Genomic DNA, 16,021 nt, shown 5'->3' on the forward strand with positions numbered 1-16,021 from the left:
CCATGTATCTATCAATCCATATCGACGTTTCGCCGCAGGACGCGGACAGGGCGCCAATCGACCACCGCGCCGACCGGATCGAGGCGGCCAAGGCCGACTTCGTCCTGCTGGCGCGGGAGACCGACGGCGGCGGGTTGCAGCCCAGCCGGGTGGAGGCGGTGGTGACACTGCCCTGGATCACCGGCCGGCTGAGCACCCCGGTGGTGGTGGCCGCCCTGCCGGCGCTGCACGCCGTGCCCTTCCACATCGCCCGCGCCCTGTCGGCGGCGGATTTCCTGTCCGCCGGCCGCTGCGGCTGGATGCCCATGACCGCCGGCGGTGCGCGGTATGACGCCGCCTATGGCGACGGCTACCGCCTGGCCGACGACCAGACCCGCGCCAAGTATGAGGATTTCATCCGTGCCACCCAGGCCCTGTGGGACAGCTGGGATGACGACGCCCTGATCATCGACAAGGCCGCCGGCGTCTATCTCGACAGCGCCAAGGTGCGCCGGGTCGATTATCGCGGGCCCTTCTTCTCCAGCATGGGTCCGCTGAACGCCGCCCGCCCGCCGCAGGGTTATCCCGTGCTGGTGCGCGACCTGGACGACGTGGCCGAAAGTGCCGTGCCCGCCGATGTCGTCCTGGGCAGCCTGTCCCAGCTGGCGGCGGCCGGCGCCGGCGCGGTGCGCCTGGTGAAGGCGACAGCCGCCACGGTCGACCAGGCCGTGGGCGCCGTCCGGGAAGGTGCGGCCGATGGCCTGCACCTGGTGGGCGAAAGCGCCCTTGAATTGCTGGAAGCGCTGCGCGCCAAGCACCCCGTGGCCGAAAAGGCCGGGGCCACCGCCCGCGCGCGCCTGGGGCTGACCAAGCCCGCCAACCCCTATTCGGAAAGGGCCCAGGCCTGATGTCGAACAAGAACGGTAGACTGCACCTGTGGGCCTTCCTCCAGGGCATCGGCTTTTTCCCCGGCGGCTGGCGTGATGAGGGGGCCACCCCCCGCGCCGTGTTCGACCGCGGCTATTACGAGCGGCTGGGCCGCCTGGTGGAAGAGGCGCGCTTCGACGCCATCGTCTTCGGCGACCAGCTTCAGGGCCGCGACGCCGCCGGGCGCACGCCCTCACGCCTGGCCATCCCCACGCTGGATCCCTTCACCCTGCTGTCGGTGATGGCCGGGGCCACCAGCCGTGTCGGCCTGGTTTCCACCGTCTCCACCACCTATAACGAGCCGGCGGAAGTGGCGGCCAAGTTCGCCGCCCTGAACTTCGTCAGCCAGGGCCGCGCCGGCTGGAACATCGTCACCACCGCGCATCCGAATTCGCCCTGGAACTTCGGTGAGACGGAACTGCTGGAAAAGTCGCAGCGCTACGCCCGCGCCAAGGCCTTCGTCGACGCGGCCGAGGTGTTCTGGAAGGACGCCGGTGGCAAGCCGGCCGGCGACCGCGCCGCCGCCATGGCCAACGACTGGTTCAACTTCAGCGGCACGCTGGACTTCCCGACCTCCCCCCAGTACCGCCCGGTGCTGGTGCAGGCGGGACAGTCGCCCGACGGCCGCGACTTCGCGGCGCAAACGGCGGAGGCCATCTTCTGCCCCGCGCCCACCATCGATGCCGGCCGCAGCTATCGCGACGACATCCATGAGCGGGCCCGCCGCTTCGGCCGCAAGCCGGAAGAGATCCTGATCATGCCCGGCCTGGCCTTCGTGCTGGGCAGCACGGAGGAGGAGGCGCAGGCCAAGCACAAACACGTGCTGGACCTGGCCGACGACCTGCTGTGCGTCGAATACCTCAGCGAATCCATCGGTTACGACCTGACGCAGCACCCGGTGAACGCGCCCTTCCCCATCGAAGAGATCGTGGCTCGTTGCGAGTTCCCGGCCGAGGATGTGCGCCGCATGCTGACACCGGCGGTAGAAGCCAATCAGTCCATCGCCGACTATTGCCGCGACTACGCCCGCAAGCCGCGCGGCCACGCCATCTTCGTCGGCACCCCCGACCAACTGGCGCAGCGCATGGAAACCTGGATCGACGCCGGCGCCTGCGACGGCTTCACCCTGCAGCCGGGCTTCATGCCGCAGGAACTGGAACTGTTCTGCAAAGAGGTCGCCCCCCTGTTGCAGCAGCGCGGCCTGCTGCGCAATGAGTACCAGGGCCCGACCCTGCGCGACCATCTGGGTCTGGGAGGTCAGGCATGACAGCCCATTCCGTCGAACGGGCCTTCGTGCGTGTGGCCGAAGGCCAGGTGCACCTGCGCCAGATCGTGACACCAGGGGCGGCCAAGCCGCCCCTTTTCCTGTTGCACGCCTCACCCGCCTCTTCCCGCTGGCAGGTGGGCTTGATGCAGGCGCTGGCGCCCTCGGGCCGCACGGTGATAGCACCAGACACGCTGGGCAACGGCGATTCCCCGGCACCGGCGGTGGCCGATCCCGACATCGCCTATTTCGCCGACAGCATCCTGCGCCTGGCAGACGCCATGGGCATCGAGACGTTCGACGTCTATGGCGCCCACACCGGGGCCCGCACGGCGTGTGAATTGGCGGCCATGGCCCCCGGCCGGGTGCGCCACGCCGTGCTGGACGGCATCAAGGAATATGACGAGGAAACCAAGGCCGCCATCCTGAAGCACTACGCGCCCAAGGTGGAGCCGGACGACCATGGCACCCACATGGTCTGGGCCTATCACTTCGTGCGCGACCAGGCCCTGTACTTCCCGCATTTCATGCGCGATCCGGAACACCGCCTGCCCGGCTTCATGCCGCCGGCCCGCGTGCTGCACGACGCCACCCTGGATGTGCTGAAGGCCCTGGACACCTACGCCCTGCCCTATCTGGCGGCCTTCCGCTACCGCCCGCTGGAACGCCTGCCGGTCATCGAATGCCCAGTGCTGATGCTGAAGGCGGAGCGGGAACTGGCGGTGCTGAACGCCGCCATCGATGAGGCGGCGGCACTGCTGAAGCGCGGCACCGTGGCCGCCGTGGCGTCGGATGCCGAAGCCAAGGCCAAGGCCATGGTCGCCTTCCTGGATGGAGTAGCCGCATGACCGCCCATACCTCAGGCACGACCCGGCTGCCGGCGGCGGTCTGCATCGGTTTCGGTGTCGGTACGATCGGCGTGTCCATCATGCTGAACACCGTCACCGCCTATTTCCCGGCCTTCATGTCCACCGTTCTGGGCAAGAACACGGAGCTGGCGGGCTACCTGCTGATGGCGTCGAAGCTGTACGACGCCATCGCCGACCTGATCATCGGCACGCTTAGCGACAAGACGCGCAGCCGCTGGGGCCGCCGCCGGCCCTATCTGCTGCTGGGCGCCCTGGTTTCGGCGGGCTCGTTCCTGATGATCTTCGCCGCCCCCGCCACCCTGGGCGACACGGGGCTTATCGTCTACATGATGGCGGCGCTGGTGATCTATTCCACCGGCTATTCGCTGTTCAACGTGCCCTACATGGCCATGCCGTCGGAAATGACACCGTCGCGTTATGAACGGTCGCGCCTGCTGTCCTTCCGCACCGTGTTCGTGTCGCTGGGCCAGATCCTGGCCATGGCCGGTACCGCCGCCCTGATCCAGCGCGGGGGCGGCGGGTCCGAACGGCTATTGGGCGATGGGCTGGGTGATGGCGCTGGTCATCGGCACCGCCATGGCCCTGTCCTTCTTCGGCACCGCCAAGGCGCCGGTGGTGGAGGCGACGGCGGCCACGGTGGCACGGCCGGTCGGCACGGCCGGCGCCCTGCTGTCGGTCCTGCGCAACCGGCCCTTCTGCCTGCTGATGGGCGCCAAGATCTGCCAGTTCCTGGCCTTCGCCAGCCTGGCCGGCACCAGCCTGCTGTTCATGCTGAACGTGCTGCACATCGGCTACACCGGCCAGATGCAGTTGGCCTTCGCGCAGAACATCGCGTCCGGCCTGTCCATGCCCGGCTGGCTGTGGCTGGAGCGCCGCACCGGCAAGCGCAACGCCTATCTGGTCGGGATCGGCGTGATGGCGCTGGCGGCGCTCAGCTGGCTGTTCGTGGGCGATGACGGCGTGGGCACCGTGGGCCTGATCACCCGGGGCATCGCCAGCGGCATCGGCGCCGGCGGCATGATCCTGCTGTCCATCTCCATGCTGTCGGACACGCTGGCCTATGACCGCGACCTGACCGGCCTGCGCCGCGAGGGTCTGCTGTCCAGCATCACCGCCGTGATCGAGAAGACCTCGTTCGCGCTGGGCGTCGCCCTGGTCGGCATCATGCTGAACGCCGCCCACTACGTGCCGACCAAGAACGGCCAGCTGGTGGACCAACCGCATTCCGCCGTGCTGGCGCTGTACGCCGGTTACGCCGGCCTGCCGGTCATCCTGTTCCTGTGCAACGCCGCCTGCATCTGGTTCTACACCCTGGGCGCCCGCAGCCCGGAATTCCAGGTGACGGTGATCGACCCGGAACCGGCGGCGAACTGAAAACCTGGGCCGCCACCCCGCGATGGCGGCCCAGTCGGTCATTCCGGCAGGTGGCAGGGGCCCATCTGGCCGTTGGGGCAGGTCGTGCCGGAGGTGGTGTCGCCCAGCACCGTCGGGCCGTATTCGAAGCCGACCAATATCTTCTGGCCCTTGTAGCCGTCGTAGGTCTGCTCAAACGGCCCCTTCGCGGTGGAGTAGGTCGCCTGCCGCATGTCCAGGCCATCCATGTTGGCACCGGTGAAATCGGCGCCCCGGATGTCGGCCTGGTTCAGGCTGGCCGGCGTGTGGGTCGGGTCGCTGGACGGCGTCAGTTGCACGCCCTTCAGGGTGGCACCGACCAGGGACGCCTCATAGAAATCCGCCGCCGACAGCTGGGCATTGCTGAAATTCGCCAGGGCCAGCTTGGCACCGGGGAACTTGGCGAGGTTGAGAAAGGCGCCTTGCGCACTGGCCGGCTGATTGCCCAGGAAGGCCGAGGTGAGGAACAGCGCGCCGCTGAAATCGACGCCGTCGCAATGCGCGCCGTCCAGATTGGCGTTCACCAGGAAGGCGCCGGTGGCCACGGCGGATTCACGCTTGGGCGTGGCGCCAACCAGCGTCGCCGTATCCTCCGCGATCAGGAAGGCGCTGTCCAGGTTGGCGGATGTCAGGTTGGTGCCCACCAGCTTGGCCCCTTTCATCAAGGCGCCCCGCAGCTTGGCCCCCTGAAGGTTGGCCCCCTGCAACTGCACCTCATACATCCTGGTACCCACCAGGGAGGCGCCGGACAGGTCGATACCATGCAGATCCAAGCCACTGGGCAGCAGGGCGCCGTCCGCCACCAGGGATGGGATGGCCGCCGGGATGCCGGTGATGGTGGCGCCCGTCAGGTCCAGCCATGACCAGTTGGAGGAGAGCGCACCGAACGGCACGGTGGAGCCGGAGAAGGTGGTGCGGTTGGTGGCCGCGCGCGTGAAGTTGGGTGACGGGCTGAACGCCACTCCGCTGAGGTTCACATTGTCGAAGTGTGTCCCCAACAGGATGGCGCCGGTGAAAACACACCCCACCAGCGTGGCGTGGGTGAAGTCCGCCCCCGTCAGGTCGGCGTCCGTGAAATCGGCGTGGTCCAGCGTAGCGCCCTTGAAGGTGGCACCCGCCAGGTGCGCGCCGGTGAATTTCCGGCCGGTGAGGATGGCCCCATCAAAGATCGCCCCCGGCATGTGCGCGCCGATGGCGTCGATGTCGGACAGGTTGGTGCCGGTGAAGTCCGCCTTGGTCCAGTCCGCCCCCGCCAGATGGCGGCCCGCCAGGTTGGCGTGGCGCAGCGTGGCCCCCTCGAACTTGGCACCCGCCCAGCCCGGAACCTGCGATAGGCCGGCACGCGTGAGATTGCACTGCCGCATGTCGGCGTTGTTGAGGGACAAGGCTCCCAGATCCGTATTCGACAGATCCAGCGCGTAACCGGAATTGGTGATGACCAGGATGGCAAGCAGGTCGCCCCCGCCGACATGGAAGGCGACAGGGCTGTCCGAGGTGTTGACGCTGCCGTCGCCCAGACCGAATTCCTGCGGATACCAGCCGCCGGAATAGCCGGAGAGGTACTTGCCGTGGTCGGGACCGGCTGTCACTTGCAGGGCAACATTGCCGTGGCCCAGGTTGGACAGGCGGAAGGTCTGTTCGGGGCCGACTTTATCTGATGTGAAGTGGGAGCCAAACCCCTCCCAGATGTACATGCTGGATTTGTCGGTGTGCTGCGGCATGCTGTAGTGCGAATTCCAGTAATGATTAAATGTGTTTCCCCTATCGTCGGTCAGTGTCGTCCTGATCGCGATGCAACTGCCGCCAAGATTGAAAACGGAAAACCCCCGGCCGCTGCTTCCGAAGCCTATGATCGCGAAGCCGCCGGCGTAGTTGTATTCATTCGTATACGCATTGGCGTAACCCACACCTTGCCGTTCGAATGACCAGTTGGTGATCGGATCCATCGTTATCTCCTGTCGCGTCGAACGGATGACTTCAGTTGGACTTGGGCGTCGAGGGGATGTACTGGCTGATCGCCGGCTCCGTTCGCCCACCTGGCCCCTGGCCCGCCTGGAAGGTGACCGCGTAGGCGTTGCGCCACAGGTCGACGGCCAATGCCGCGACGTTCAGGCCCTGCTGCGCCGCCAGGTGCTGGCCGCCGGGGGCGTAGATATCCAGCCAGAAATCGTCGGCGTCGTAGCCATTGCCGATCTGGCTGAGCACGAAGGCGTAGTTGGCGACGTCCACGCTTATCGACAGATAGGCGACGTTGGTGTCGGCCGGCGCACGGGCGACCAGCGGCGTCCAATAGGGCGTGTCGATGCCGTTGAACGCCGGCACCGGGTGGCCGCCGCGGCTGAAGGCCTGGATGCGCTGGTTGCCGGCCTCCAGCACCAGGATGGTCTGGTCCGGCCGCAGGGCGGTCAGCGTGGGCGCCGACACGCGGCCCGGCCCGGTACCCGGCCCGGCCGCGCTGAACGCCCACGGCGCCTTCGCATCCGGGCTGTCCGCGGCCGGCAGCCGCAGGATCTGGATGGAATTGTATTCGGGGTTGACGCCGACGACGTAGCCGTTGGTGTGGATGGCCAGCGCGGTGGGCAGCAAGGCGAAGCGCCCCCAGCTGCGCCCCGACGTCAGATCGAAGCGGCGGGACGCGTCCCCCATCGGCACCGCCGGGTCGGTGACCGGCTTGACCGCGCGCAGGTGGAAGCCTGATTGGGAGTCGCCAGAGGGGTCGAGATAGAAATATCCGCCGGCCGCCTTCTCACCGGCCACTTTCAACGTGCGGAGATATAGCAGCAGCGGCGGCTTGGAATAGCCCGCCGGGGCCGCCATATAGCCCGCCTGCGGCCAGAACGGGCTACCATCGCCCGCGATCGGCTTGAAGCCGATGTTCTGCAGGGTGAACAGCTCCGTCTGTGACGGGTCGCCGCCCACCGGCGGGATGCCCAGGCCGGACGCCTGCCAGCTGTACCCCAGGATTCCCAGATCGTCGCTGAGGGTGATGCCGTTCAGCGCCTCCAGCACGTGGCCGGTGGGACCGGTGCCGAGATCCCGCCGGGTGGCGGCCGGCGCCTGCCCCGCCTTTTCCCAGAAATAGCCGGTGCCGCCGGTATTGGGACCGTAGGCCAGCAGATGGCTGTGCAGGTAACGGGTGTCGGCGCTCAGCGGATACAGGCTCTGTTCCACGGCGACGGTCACGGCCAGGATGCCCTGGCCATGCTCATCCTTGGCATTGATCAGATTGTCCACGGTGGCGGACAGCCCCTTGCCCACGCCCCATCCGTTCTGGTCGAACAGGGCGACGACGAAGGTCACCTGCCCGCCCACCGGCACGTCGCTCCAGTCGATGCGGATCGACGGGGTCTGCGGGTCGGCAATCGTGCCGGAATAGCTGCGGGTGGTGTTGCCGGTGTACTGCGCCGTGACGGTGTAGCGGGTGGCCGTGGCGGGAAAGGTTTCACCGGTGACGGGCACCAGGGTGATGCGGGCGTCCATCGTCACCTTGAACGCGAACTCCACCACCCGGGGGGAGCCGATGACCTCCCCGATGGTTTGCGCCAGTTGGGCCACCGCCCCCTCCAGCGCCAGCACCTTCACCGCCCAGCCGACGAAGGGGATGGCCTCCTCCACCTCTTCCGCGCCGAAATAAACCGCCAGCTTCGCGATCACCTCGGTCGATGTCAGCACCTTGGTGATCAGGGATTCAGACAGGCTGATCAGGGCGGCGGAAATATCGTTGCCGGTATTTTCCGACCCGGTGAAAAGGTCGCGCGCCACCGTGAAGATCGAATAGGCCGTCGATAGCAGGAAGCCGGGACTCTCGAATATGTTCTCGAACAGGGTGCTGCTTTCCTCCCCCACCCCGGTGATGAGCGAATAGGTGGGAACGGCCAGGTCGATCAGCACCGTCATGGCGATGCCCAGCCAGGCCGCGTCCGGATCCCATTCACTGTGCGACGTGACGCCCAGGCTGCCGATCACCAGCCTGATTTCACCAACCGGCCCCTGGTCGCTGGGCGGCGTGAAGGTCAGATGGCGGTTCTCGGCCGAAACCGGAATGCCCAGGAAGGTGCTTTCAGCGCTGATGGGACCGCAGAATTTCAGCGTGTTCTTGCTGGGCCCACCCAGCAGGTCCAGGAAATCCTGGGCATTGGGATCACCGGTGAGCGCCAGCCATTCCTTCACCACCGCCTGCAGCGCGTCCTTGGCCAGTTCGGTCCAGATGTTGTCGGGGACGATCATCTTGGTCGTCCCGTCCGCCTTCAAAAAGGTGACGAACGCCGATCCATGCCGGACGAAGCTGTTGGTGACCGTGAGGTCCATGGTGAAGTCGGGCTTGAAGCTGTTGAGCGTCAGCGACAGCCCGAAGTTGGGGCCGGCATCCTCAAGGTCCAGCTTGTAGCCACCGGTCGGCGCCCCCGCCGCCACGGCCAGGCGGGGCTTGGGCGCGCTGAGGTCCAGGCAGCTCACGCCCGGCAGCAGGTTCCAGCGCCCGCCTTCCAAGGCCGGGTCGCTGTATATTCCCGTCTTGGCGTCGATCGACACCTGCGTCGTGGAATTCAGCACGCCGGGATTCAGGGTGTAGGTGTGGAAGGGCTTGCCGTCGGGCCGCAGCACCGGCTTGCCATGGTCGTCCAGCACCGCTTCCGGGGTGCACCAGGACGCCCCGCAAAAGGTGATGGCCTGCTCCAGCTGGATCAGGGTGTCCGTCGCCGTGACATGACCCAGCACCGTTTCGGCATGGCCGGGCGTCAGCATGGTGACGCTGGGGTTAAGGAAGATGACGGCCCGCGCCACGTCCTTGGCCGTGTAATGGCCGCTGTCGCCCGGCGTCGCCACCGCGATGGCCGCCAGGGTGGGAAAGCCGCTGGCGTCGGGTGGGCCATAGACCCGCATCAGCCGCACGACCTTGGCGTCGTTGGCGACGGTGGCGGCGAAGTGCGTGGGCGCAGCCACCGCACCTTCGGCAAACCCGGCGGCGCGCAACGTGGAAACGGTGTGAGCCTTCAGGGGGTATGAGGCACGCCCGGCGCGCAGGCGATAATCCGCCTGGCCTGGCGTGCCCAGGAAGCCAAGATCGAAGTGGATATCGCGCGCCGCGCCCACCGTGCCTTCGGTCATGTAAACCCCTCCGCTTCGGACTTGGCAATGCCACTCTTGCGGGCATTGATAAGTAGAAAATCAGAGGATTTCCACGTTCAAGAAGGATGGGAACAACCTGGAAATTATCAATGAAGGACGTACGCAAACTGAAGTAGGGATGCCGCCAATCCTAGAAACATTCCTCTTCCAGCTTCTTCAGGTCCGCCAGGGCCTGTTCGTCCCCATGCTCCTCAAACAGCTCCACCATGTAATAGGTATGGGAATGGAGCAGCAGCAACTGGTCCTGGACGCGGGTCGCATCGTTGCCCGCCTTGGCCAGCCGCTCCTTGAAGCGGTCCCAGAAGGCGTTGCCGGTGGCCGGGTCGTCGATATAGCGGGAAAGGTGCCCCAGCACCGTCCGCATGTTGCCTTCGAAATCGATGCCGATGAAGCTGACGTAGCGGTCCGCGGCGGAACTGACGGTCATGATAAGCCCTCAGGATCTGGATGATGGCCCCGACCGTGACAAAGGCGCCCGTCACCGGCAACAACGCCGGCCCCAGCCGCCTTCCCCTCGCATGAACGGCATTATCCCCGCACGAACGGTATGCTGCGTGCCCTCAATCGCCGGGCGCCCCCTGGGCTTGGCTTCCTCGCGTTTCAGTCCGCTTGGCGCTCCCCGAAACGCTCCGGCGGCCGCAGTCGCGGCCTGTACCGGTACGAGACACCCTCTCGTACCGTCAAACCGCCAGCAACTGGCGAACCAGCTTGACCTTGTCGCGCCCGATGGGGATGCGCAAACCGGGATCGCCCGCCAGATGCAGGCCCCAGCGTCCGTCCACCCGGTCGGCGGCCAGGACATGGCGCAAATTGACCAGATGCTTGCGGTGCACGCGCACAAACAGCCCGGGGTCGACCCTGCGCTCCAGCTCCGCCAGCGGCAGGGGGCACAGGGATGATGCCCCCGGCGTCACCGCCTGGGAATAATGCCCCTGGGCGGTCAGGCAGACGATGTCGGCGATGTCGATCAGGACCGTGCCCTTGCCGCGCAGGACGGGCAATTTCAGCAGGTGCGGCTGCCCGGCCGGCTGTTCAGTGCCCATGGCATGATCGCCCTGGATGTAGAACATCATGCAGAATCCCTGCCCGCTGACGAAGCGCGTGACCTTGGCCACCAGGCTGCCCATGGGCGTGGTGACCATCATCGACGCCGTGCCGTCGTTCGCCGCCGCCGCGGTGTCGATCAGCCACCGCACCTTGGTCCGCGCGGCGGCCGGGTGGAATTCCAGGATGTCGCGGCCAATGGCGTCATTGGCCCGCACGGCCATCAGGCGCCGCACCTGTTCGTTCACCGCCAGGACGCGGCGCTGATCATCCAGCAGAATGACGCCGACGGGCGCCCGCTGAAGCTGGTATTCGAAACTGGGCGCCAGGGCGCCGGCGGCGGTCATCGTGCGCGCTGTCCTCCCCCAGGGGGAAAGCCGGATTGCTGGCGCTATCCTGACACGCCGGACGCGGTTGCGAAAAGGGCCTGCTTACCGATAGGGGAAGGTCGGCTGTCCCTCGGCCGCCTGCATCAGCGCGGCGGCCTCGCCCCCGTTGGCGCGCTGGCGCAGCAGGGCGCGCCGGGCCACGGCGAACAGGGCCACGGCAATGACGAGCGCCGGGATCACCACCACGGCGATGGAGTAACCGACCTGGGTCGGGTCCTTGAACACCTTTTCCGTCAGCGTCGCCACCATCAGCGGCCCCAGGGTGGCGCCGATGATGGTGTTGGCCAGGCCGCAGAGGGCGATGGCGCTGCCCCGCATGCTGGGCGGCACGATGTTCTGCAAGGTGGCGAAGGTGGTCGCACCCACCACGGCGTAGATGGCGCTGCTGGACGCGACCAGGAACATGGCCAGGATGGAATTGGTGGTGAACACCGCCAGGGCCGACGGCATGGCCAGCAGGGGCGCCACCAGCAGGATGCCGAACTTGGCCATGGGATAGGACCGGCGCGCGAAATAGTCGATCAGGATGCCGCCGGTGACCGGCCCCAGCAGCGAAAAGGCCATGGAGAACGGCCCCAGCCAGGTGCCGATTTCCACCGGCCCGACGTGGAACCCGCGCGTCAGCATGGCGGGCGCCCAGGCGGCGGAGGCGTAGACCGCCAGGAAACAGACGGCGAAGCCCGCATAGAAGGGCACGAAGATGCCGGCGTTGCGGCGCAAATAGGCCAGTTTTTCCGACAGGGGCGTGGTTTGGGCGAACCCACCCTTGCCGTTGCCGCGCGGTGGTTCCTTGGTGGTCAGCATCAGGGCGCTGACCAGCAGGCCGATGGCGCCGCAGCCAAAGAAGGCGACACGCCAGGGGGCCGCACTCTCCAGGAAGGGGATGCCTTGCAGGCGCCCGTCGGCCGCCGCCTTGATGATGAAGCTGGTCAGCGAAATGGCCAGGCCGTTGGCCACCGCCTGGCCGGTGAGGAACAGGCTCAGCGGCTTGCCCCGGCGGTGGGGCGGGAACAGATCGGCGATCAGCGACACGGCCGCCGGGCCCAGTGCCGCCTCGCCCAAACCCACCAGCAGGCGGGACAGGAAGAATTCCCCGAAACTGTCGGCCAGACCGCCGCCCATGGTGGCCAGGCTCCACACCAGCACACCGACCGCCACCAGCAGGCGGCGCGACACGCTGTCGGCCACCAGGCCCAGCGGGATGCCGACGGTGGCATAGAACAGGCCGAAGGCCAGGCCCTGCAACAGGCTGATCTGCACGTCGGCCAGCCCCAGGTCGTGGCGGACGGGATCGACGACGATGTTCAGGATGCCGCGGTCGATGATGGAAACGATGGCGGCCAGGAACAGGATCAGGACGCTCCACCACGCCGTCCGCCAGCCGGGATAGCCCGCCGGATCGGCCGACGCGGACGTGAGCGTCTCTTCGGAAATCATCGTGGCCATAATGCCCTTTCAGGGGAATGCCGCGTCGGTCGCGGTCCCCGGTCCCTGTTCCTGAATCAGAGGCGCCGTTTGCCGTCGCCCCATCCCTTGATGCCCTTGTTAGGATTATCCATTAAGGGGTGCCGCGTTGGCCGCGCGCGCTTTCCTGTCCAACTGGTGGACGGACTACCATTGTACGTAGGGCCGTCAGCGCCCGGCCCACACCTCCGGATGCGCCTGGATGTAGTCGCCCAGCGCGGTGGCGATCTGTTCGTCATCCTTCAGGTCGGGATGGGCGTTGCAGGCGCTGAAGGCCAGGCCGTTCATGGGCAGGTAGGCCACCCGGCGCTCGCCCGCGGCCTTCAGGTGCTCCGCCACCTTGGCGACCTCGGCCTCGATCTCGCCATCGGCCATGTCGGTCGCCCACAGCAGGAAATAGGCCTGCGGGTTGCGGGCGCGCAGGCCGCCGATGAAGCTGGCGTAGGTCGCCTCATAGTCCGCGTGCAGGGCGTCGCGGGTCTTCCACTTCTCCCCCGGGTTCAGGGGGGTGGTAAAGTCGTTGGTGCCCAGGGCGATGACGATCACCTGCGGATGCCAGTCGGCATCGGTGTGCGGGGTTGCGTGGTCGAACAGGGTGAAGGGATAGGCCTTGCGGCAGGGTGTCGGCGGCGAAGCCGTTGTAATTGCGCACGATCCCCCGGCCGGAGATGGCGTTGACCGCGTAGTCGGCATCGAAACGGCGGGCCAACCGGGGCGGAAGCCCCTGGGACGTATCGGTGGTGGACCAGATCTCGGCATCGGTGCACTTGCGGGTGGGCGAGGTGTTGCCATAACCCACGGTGTGGGAATCGCCGATGAATTCGATCTGGTGCGCGCGGGGCGTCAATGCCCGGCCGGTAGTGCCGTCCGGCGCGTAGAACCCTTCGAAACCGGTGGGTGCGGCCTGGCTTTCGCTGGCGATGTCGATGCGCAGCTGGTGGTCGCCTGCCGCCAAGCCACCGACGCGATAAACACCGGGCGCCGGCTTCACCAGGGCCACCGGTGCGCCGCCATCGACACTGACCTTCAGGATGACGTCGCCGGTGCCGACGCGGAACAGCGCCTCCGTCCCCCGGAACGCGGTCTCGAAATAGGTGCCCGGCCACTGCCGCCAGAGGGCCGCCTGCTGATGCAGGACCCGGCCGCCGACATGGATGGGCAAGGTCGCGGCATCCTTGGGCAGGGCATCGACCGGCTGGACCTGCAAGGGGGCCTGGGCCCGCGCCACACCCGCCAGCAGAACCGCCGCCAACGACAACGCAACAATGGACTTCATGCCGGAACGCTCCCATCCCTCGTTTTTTGTTCCGCTTGCAACGGAACGGCGGCGGATGATGACCCAACTCCGGGGGAAAGCGCCAGTGCGTTAGTCCGCGACCCTTTTTCAGGCAGGCGGCGGCGCCACCACGTCCTCATAGGCGTATCGCCGGCTGATCAGGCCGGCGTGCTGGAAGATGTCCAGCGTGGCCTCGAACGCCGGCCGGGTGATCTCGACATGCGGGCTCCAGGTGCCCAGGCCCTGGTAGGCCGCGATGGTCCGGGTCAGCACCGCCGGGTCGGTGCCTTTGAAGAAGTCCGCCTCGGTCCTGGCGACATCGGCGGCGTCCGTCGCGATCAGCCACGCCCGGGCCTTGCGGTAGGCGCGCATGAACGCCCGCGCCCGGTCGGTCTCCAGCCAGTCGCGCTTGGCGGCCAGGCTGGAAAAGGCGCAGGGGCCGACGACATCGGCCAGGGCCGTCACGATGTGGCCGACGCCGTCATGCTCCAACTGCTGCGGCCCGGGGCCCTGCAGATGGATGTAGTCGCCCTCCCCCCGCCGGAACGCGGCCACCATGGCCTCGGCCGGACCGGCGTCGACGATTTGGACGTCCCCGATATCGATGCCGGCCTTGAAGCAGGCGTACTTGAACATGGTGGTCGGCTGTACGCCCGGCGTGACCAGCACCTTTTTCCCCGTCAGCTTCCGCCAGGAGAAGTCCGGATCGGCATCCCGGGCCGCCAGGAAGAAGCCGTCCTTCTCATTGATTTGGGCGAAATGGACGGCCGAGGGAATCTGGCCCTTCTCCAGGGCGTTGAAGGCCTGGCTGGGTGCCGTCTGCACCACATGGGCGCCGCCATCGTCCAGGCTGGCCAGGGCCGACCGCCCGGGTGCGGACACCGTGTAGACCGGCGTCAGGCCCTCCGCCGCCAGGAAACCGCCGGCGATGGCCGCCACCAGCGGGGAGTAGAAGGCCGAGAACAGGGTGAATTCGATGCGGATGACATCGGCGGCCTTGGCCGTTCTGTTCAGGAACGGACCGCTTGCCAGGGCAGCGGCCGACACCTTCAACATCTCCCGGCGATCCATCGCCACCTCCTGCCATCGATGCCGCACCCGGGATCGGATACAGCCTCAGCGGCGGTATAATACAGGATCAGTGATATTCCTCACCGCCGCTGACGTTCATGGCCTCGCCGGTGATGTACTGGGCACCGGAAGAGGCCAGGAAGGCGCACGCGTTGGCGGTGTCGTCCACACTGCCCGGCCGGCCCAGCGGCACGCGGTCGCGCAGGCGCTGCCAATACGTGTCCATGTCCACCCCCCGGCGGCGGGACAGGGTCTCGCGCTGCCAGTCGCCCAGGTCGGTGGGCACATGGTTGGGACAGACCGCGTTGACGGTGATGGCGTGGCGCCCCAGCTCGATGGCCGCCGACCGGGTGAGGCCGATGAGGCCATGCTTGGAGGCGCTGTAGGCCGACATCAGCCCGACGCCGGACTTGGCGGCCTGCGAGGCGATGGAGATGATGCGCCCGCCCTGGCCGCGCTCGACCATGGCGGATGCGGCGTACTTCATGGCCAGGAAGGCGCCGCGCAGGTTCACGCCCATGACCGCGTCCCAATCGGCCACCGGCATCTCGGTGACGGCGCCCACCAGGAAACCGATGCCGGCGTTGTTCACCAGGATGTCCAGCTGACCGAAAGTGCCGGTGGCGTGCTCCACCATGCCCCGCACCTGGGCCTCGTCCCGCAGATCGCCAGCGAAGGTCGTGCATTCAGCGCCCGTGGCCTCGATGGCCGCCTTCACCTGCGCCATCTCATCCGCCATCGGCAGGCCCTTGGCTTGGCTGGCGGTGTCGATGACATCGTGAATGACGATGCGGCAGCCCTCGCGGGCCAGGCGTTGGGCGATGGCGGCACCCAGGCCGCGTAGACGCCCGGCGCCGGTGATGAGCGCCACCTTGCCCGTGAGGTCGGGATAGCTGGCGCTCATGGTTCGATCTTGTCGCTGGCGATGAACATCGGGTTGTCGGCGAAGGTGCGGAACTGGGCCGCCACCTGGCGCATGGTGTCGGTGGCCACCTCCCCCTTGAAGCCCTCGGCATCCGCGATGTGGATGACCTCCAGGTACTGGAAGGGCGGGGCGGCATCCGATCCCTTCACGGCGTTCAGGCGATAGAGGTCGAAGCCGCCGGCGGAGGGCAACGCCCGCACGGTGGGGATGTCGGTGGTCCGCGCCCAAGTCTCGTAGGCAGCGGGATCGGCATCGGCCTTCAGGTTGAACAGGACGATCAGGTAGGGCATGGGG

General features: G+C 67.2%; 13 protein-coding genes and 1 pseudogene. 4 read left to right on the plus strand and 10 right to left on the minus strand.

What is annotated here, in order from left to right:
• Positions 1–2: 2 nt before the first annotated feature.
• From PW843_30110 to PW843_30125, 4 genes and pseudogenes are all read left to right on the plus strand, one after another.
• A complete protein-coding gene (locus tag PW843_30110; GenBank protein ID MDE1150826.1) occupies positions 3–887 on the plus strand; it encodes an LLM class flavin-dependent oxidoreductase in 885 nt (294 codons plus the stop codon).
• The gene (locus PW843_30115; GenBank protein ID MDE1150827.1) at positions 887–2,173 is read left to right on the plus strand and encodes an NtaA/DmoA family FMN-dependent monooxygenase; all 1,287 of its coding nucleotides are present in this window, start codon (positions 887–889) and stop codon (positions 2,171–2,173) included. Before PW843_30110 ends, PW843_30115 begins: the two co-directional genes overlap by 1 nt.
• Positions 2,170–3,018 (plus strand): alpha/beta fold hydrolase, encoded by an 849-nt coding sequence (locus PW843_30120; GenBank protein MDE1150828.1) that lies wholly within the window; start codon positions 2,170–2,172, stop codon positions 3,016–3,018. The genes PW843_30115 and PW843_30120 overlap by 4 nt, the downstream gene beginning before the upstream one ends.
• Positions 3,019–3,573: 555 nt before the next feature.
• A pseudogene (locus tag PW843_30125) lies at positions 3,574–4,413 on the plus strand (MFS transporter).
• Positions 4,414–4,451: 38 nt separating this feature from the next.
• Here the strand turns inward: PW843_30125 and PW843_30130 are convergent.
• From PW843_30130 to PW843_30175, 10 genes are all read right to left on the minus strand, one after another.
• Positions 4,452–6,152 carry a pentapeptide repeat-containing protein gene (locus PW843_30130; protein ID MDE1150829.1) on the minus strand — a complete coding sequence of 567 codons (1,701 nt, stop codon included), beginning with the start codon at positions 6,150–6,152 and terminating at the stop codon, positions 4,452–4,454.
• A 256-nt stretch (positions 6,153–6,408) separates the two neighbouring features.
• Positions 6,409–9,537: a hypothetical protein gene (locus PW843_30135; GenBank protein MDE1150830.1), complete on the minus strand. Its 3,129-nt coding sequence runs from the start codon at positions 9,535–9,537 to the stop codon at positions 6,409–6,411.
• Positions 9,538–9,688: 151 nt separating this feature from the next.
• Positions 9,689–9,985, minus strand: a complete 297-nt coding sequence (cowN, locus tag PW843_30140) for a N(2)-fixation sustaining protein CowN (GenBank protein MDE1150831.1) — start codon at positions 9,983–9,985, stop codon at positions 9,689–9,691.
• Positions 9,986–10,238: 253 nt separating this feature from the next.
• Positions 10,239–10,949 carry a PAS domain-containing transcriptional regulator gene (locus PW843_30145; protein MDE1150832.1) on the minus strand — a complete coding sequence of 237 codons (711 nt, stop codon included), beginning with the start codon at positions 10,947–10,949 and terminating at the stop codon, positions 10,239–10,241.
• Positions 10,950–11,033: 84 nt separating this feature from the next.
• Positions 11,034–12,437: an MFS transporter gene (locus PW843_30150; GenBank protein MDE1150833.1), complete on the minus strand. Its 1,404-nt coding sequence runs from the start codon at positions 12,435–12,437 to the stop codon at positions 11,034–11,036.
• A 186-nt stretch (positions 12,438–12,623) separates the two neighbouring features.
• Positions 12,624–13,001, minus strand: a complete 378-nt coding sequence (locus PW843_30155) for a hypothetical protein (GenBank protein ID MDE1150834.1) — start codon at positions 12,999–13,001, stop codon at positions 12,624–12,626.
• The gene (locus PW843_30160; GenBank protein MDE1150835.1) at positions 12,907–13,731 is read right to left on the minus strand and encodes a hypothetical protein; all 825 of its coding nucleotides are present in this window, start codon (positions 13,729–13,731) and stop codon (positions 12,907–12,909) included. The genes PW843_30155 and PW843_30160 overlap by 95 nt, the downstream gene beginning before the upstream one ends.
• A gap of 108 nt (positions 13,732–13,839) precedes the next feature.
• Positions 13,840–14,802, minus strand: coding sequence for an ABC transporter substrate-binding protein (locus PW843_30165; GenBank protein ID MDE1150836.1), 963 nt, complete (start codon positions 14,800–14,802; stop codon positions 13,840–13,842).
• A 67-nt stretch (positions 14,803–14,869) separates the two neighbouring features.
• The gene (locus PW843_30170; protein ID MDE1150837.1) at positions 14,870–15,706 is read right to left on the minus strand and encodes an SDR family NAD(P)-dependent oxidoreductase; all 837 of its coding nucleotides are present in this window, start codon (positions 15,704–15,706) and stop codon (positions 14,870–14,872) included.
• Complete coding sequence (locus tag PW843_30175; GenBank protein ID MDE1150838.1) at positions 15,703–16,017, minus strand: hypothetical protein; 315 nt, start codon at positions 16,015–16,017, stop codon at positions 15,703–15,705. The genes PW843_30170 and PW843_30175 overlap by 4 nt, the downstream gene beginning before the upstream one ends.
• Positions 16,018–16,021: the final 4 nt, after the last annotated feature.

Source organism: Azospirillaceae bacterium (assembly GCA_028283825.1).
Taxonomy (GTDB): domain Bacteria; phylum Pseudomonadota; class Alphaproteobacteria; order Azospirillales; family Azospirillaceae; genus Nitrospirillum.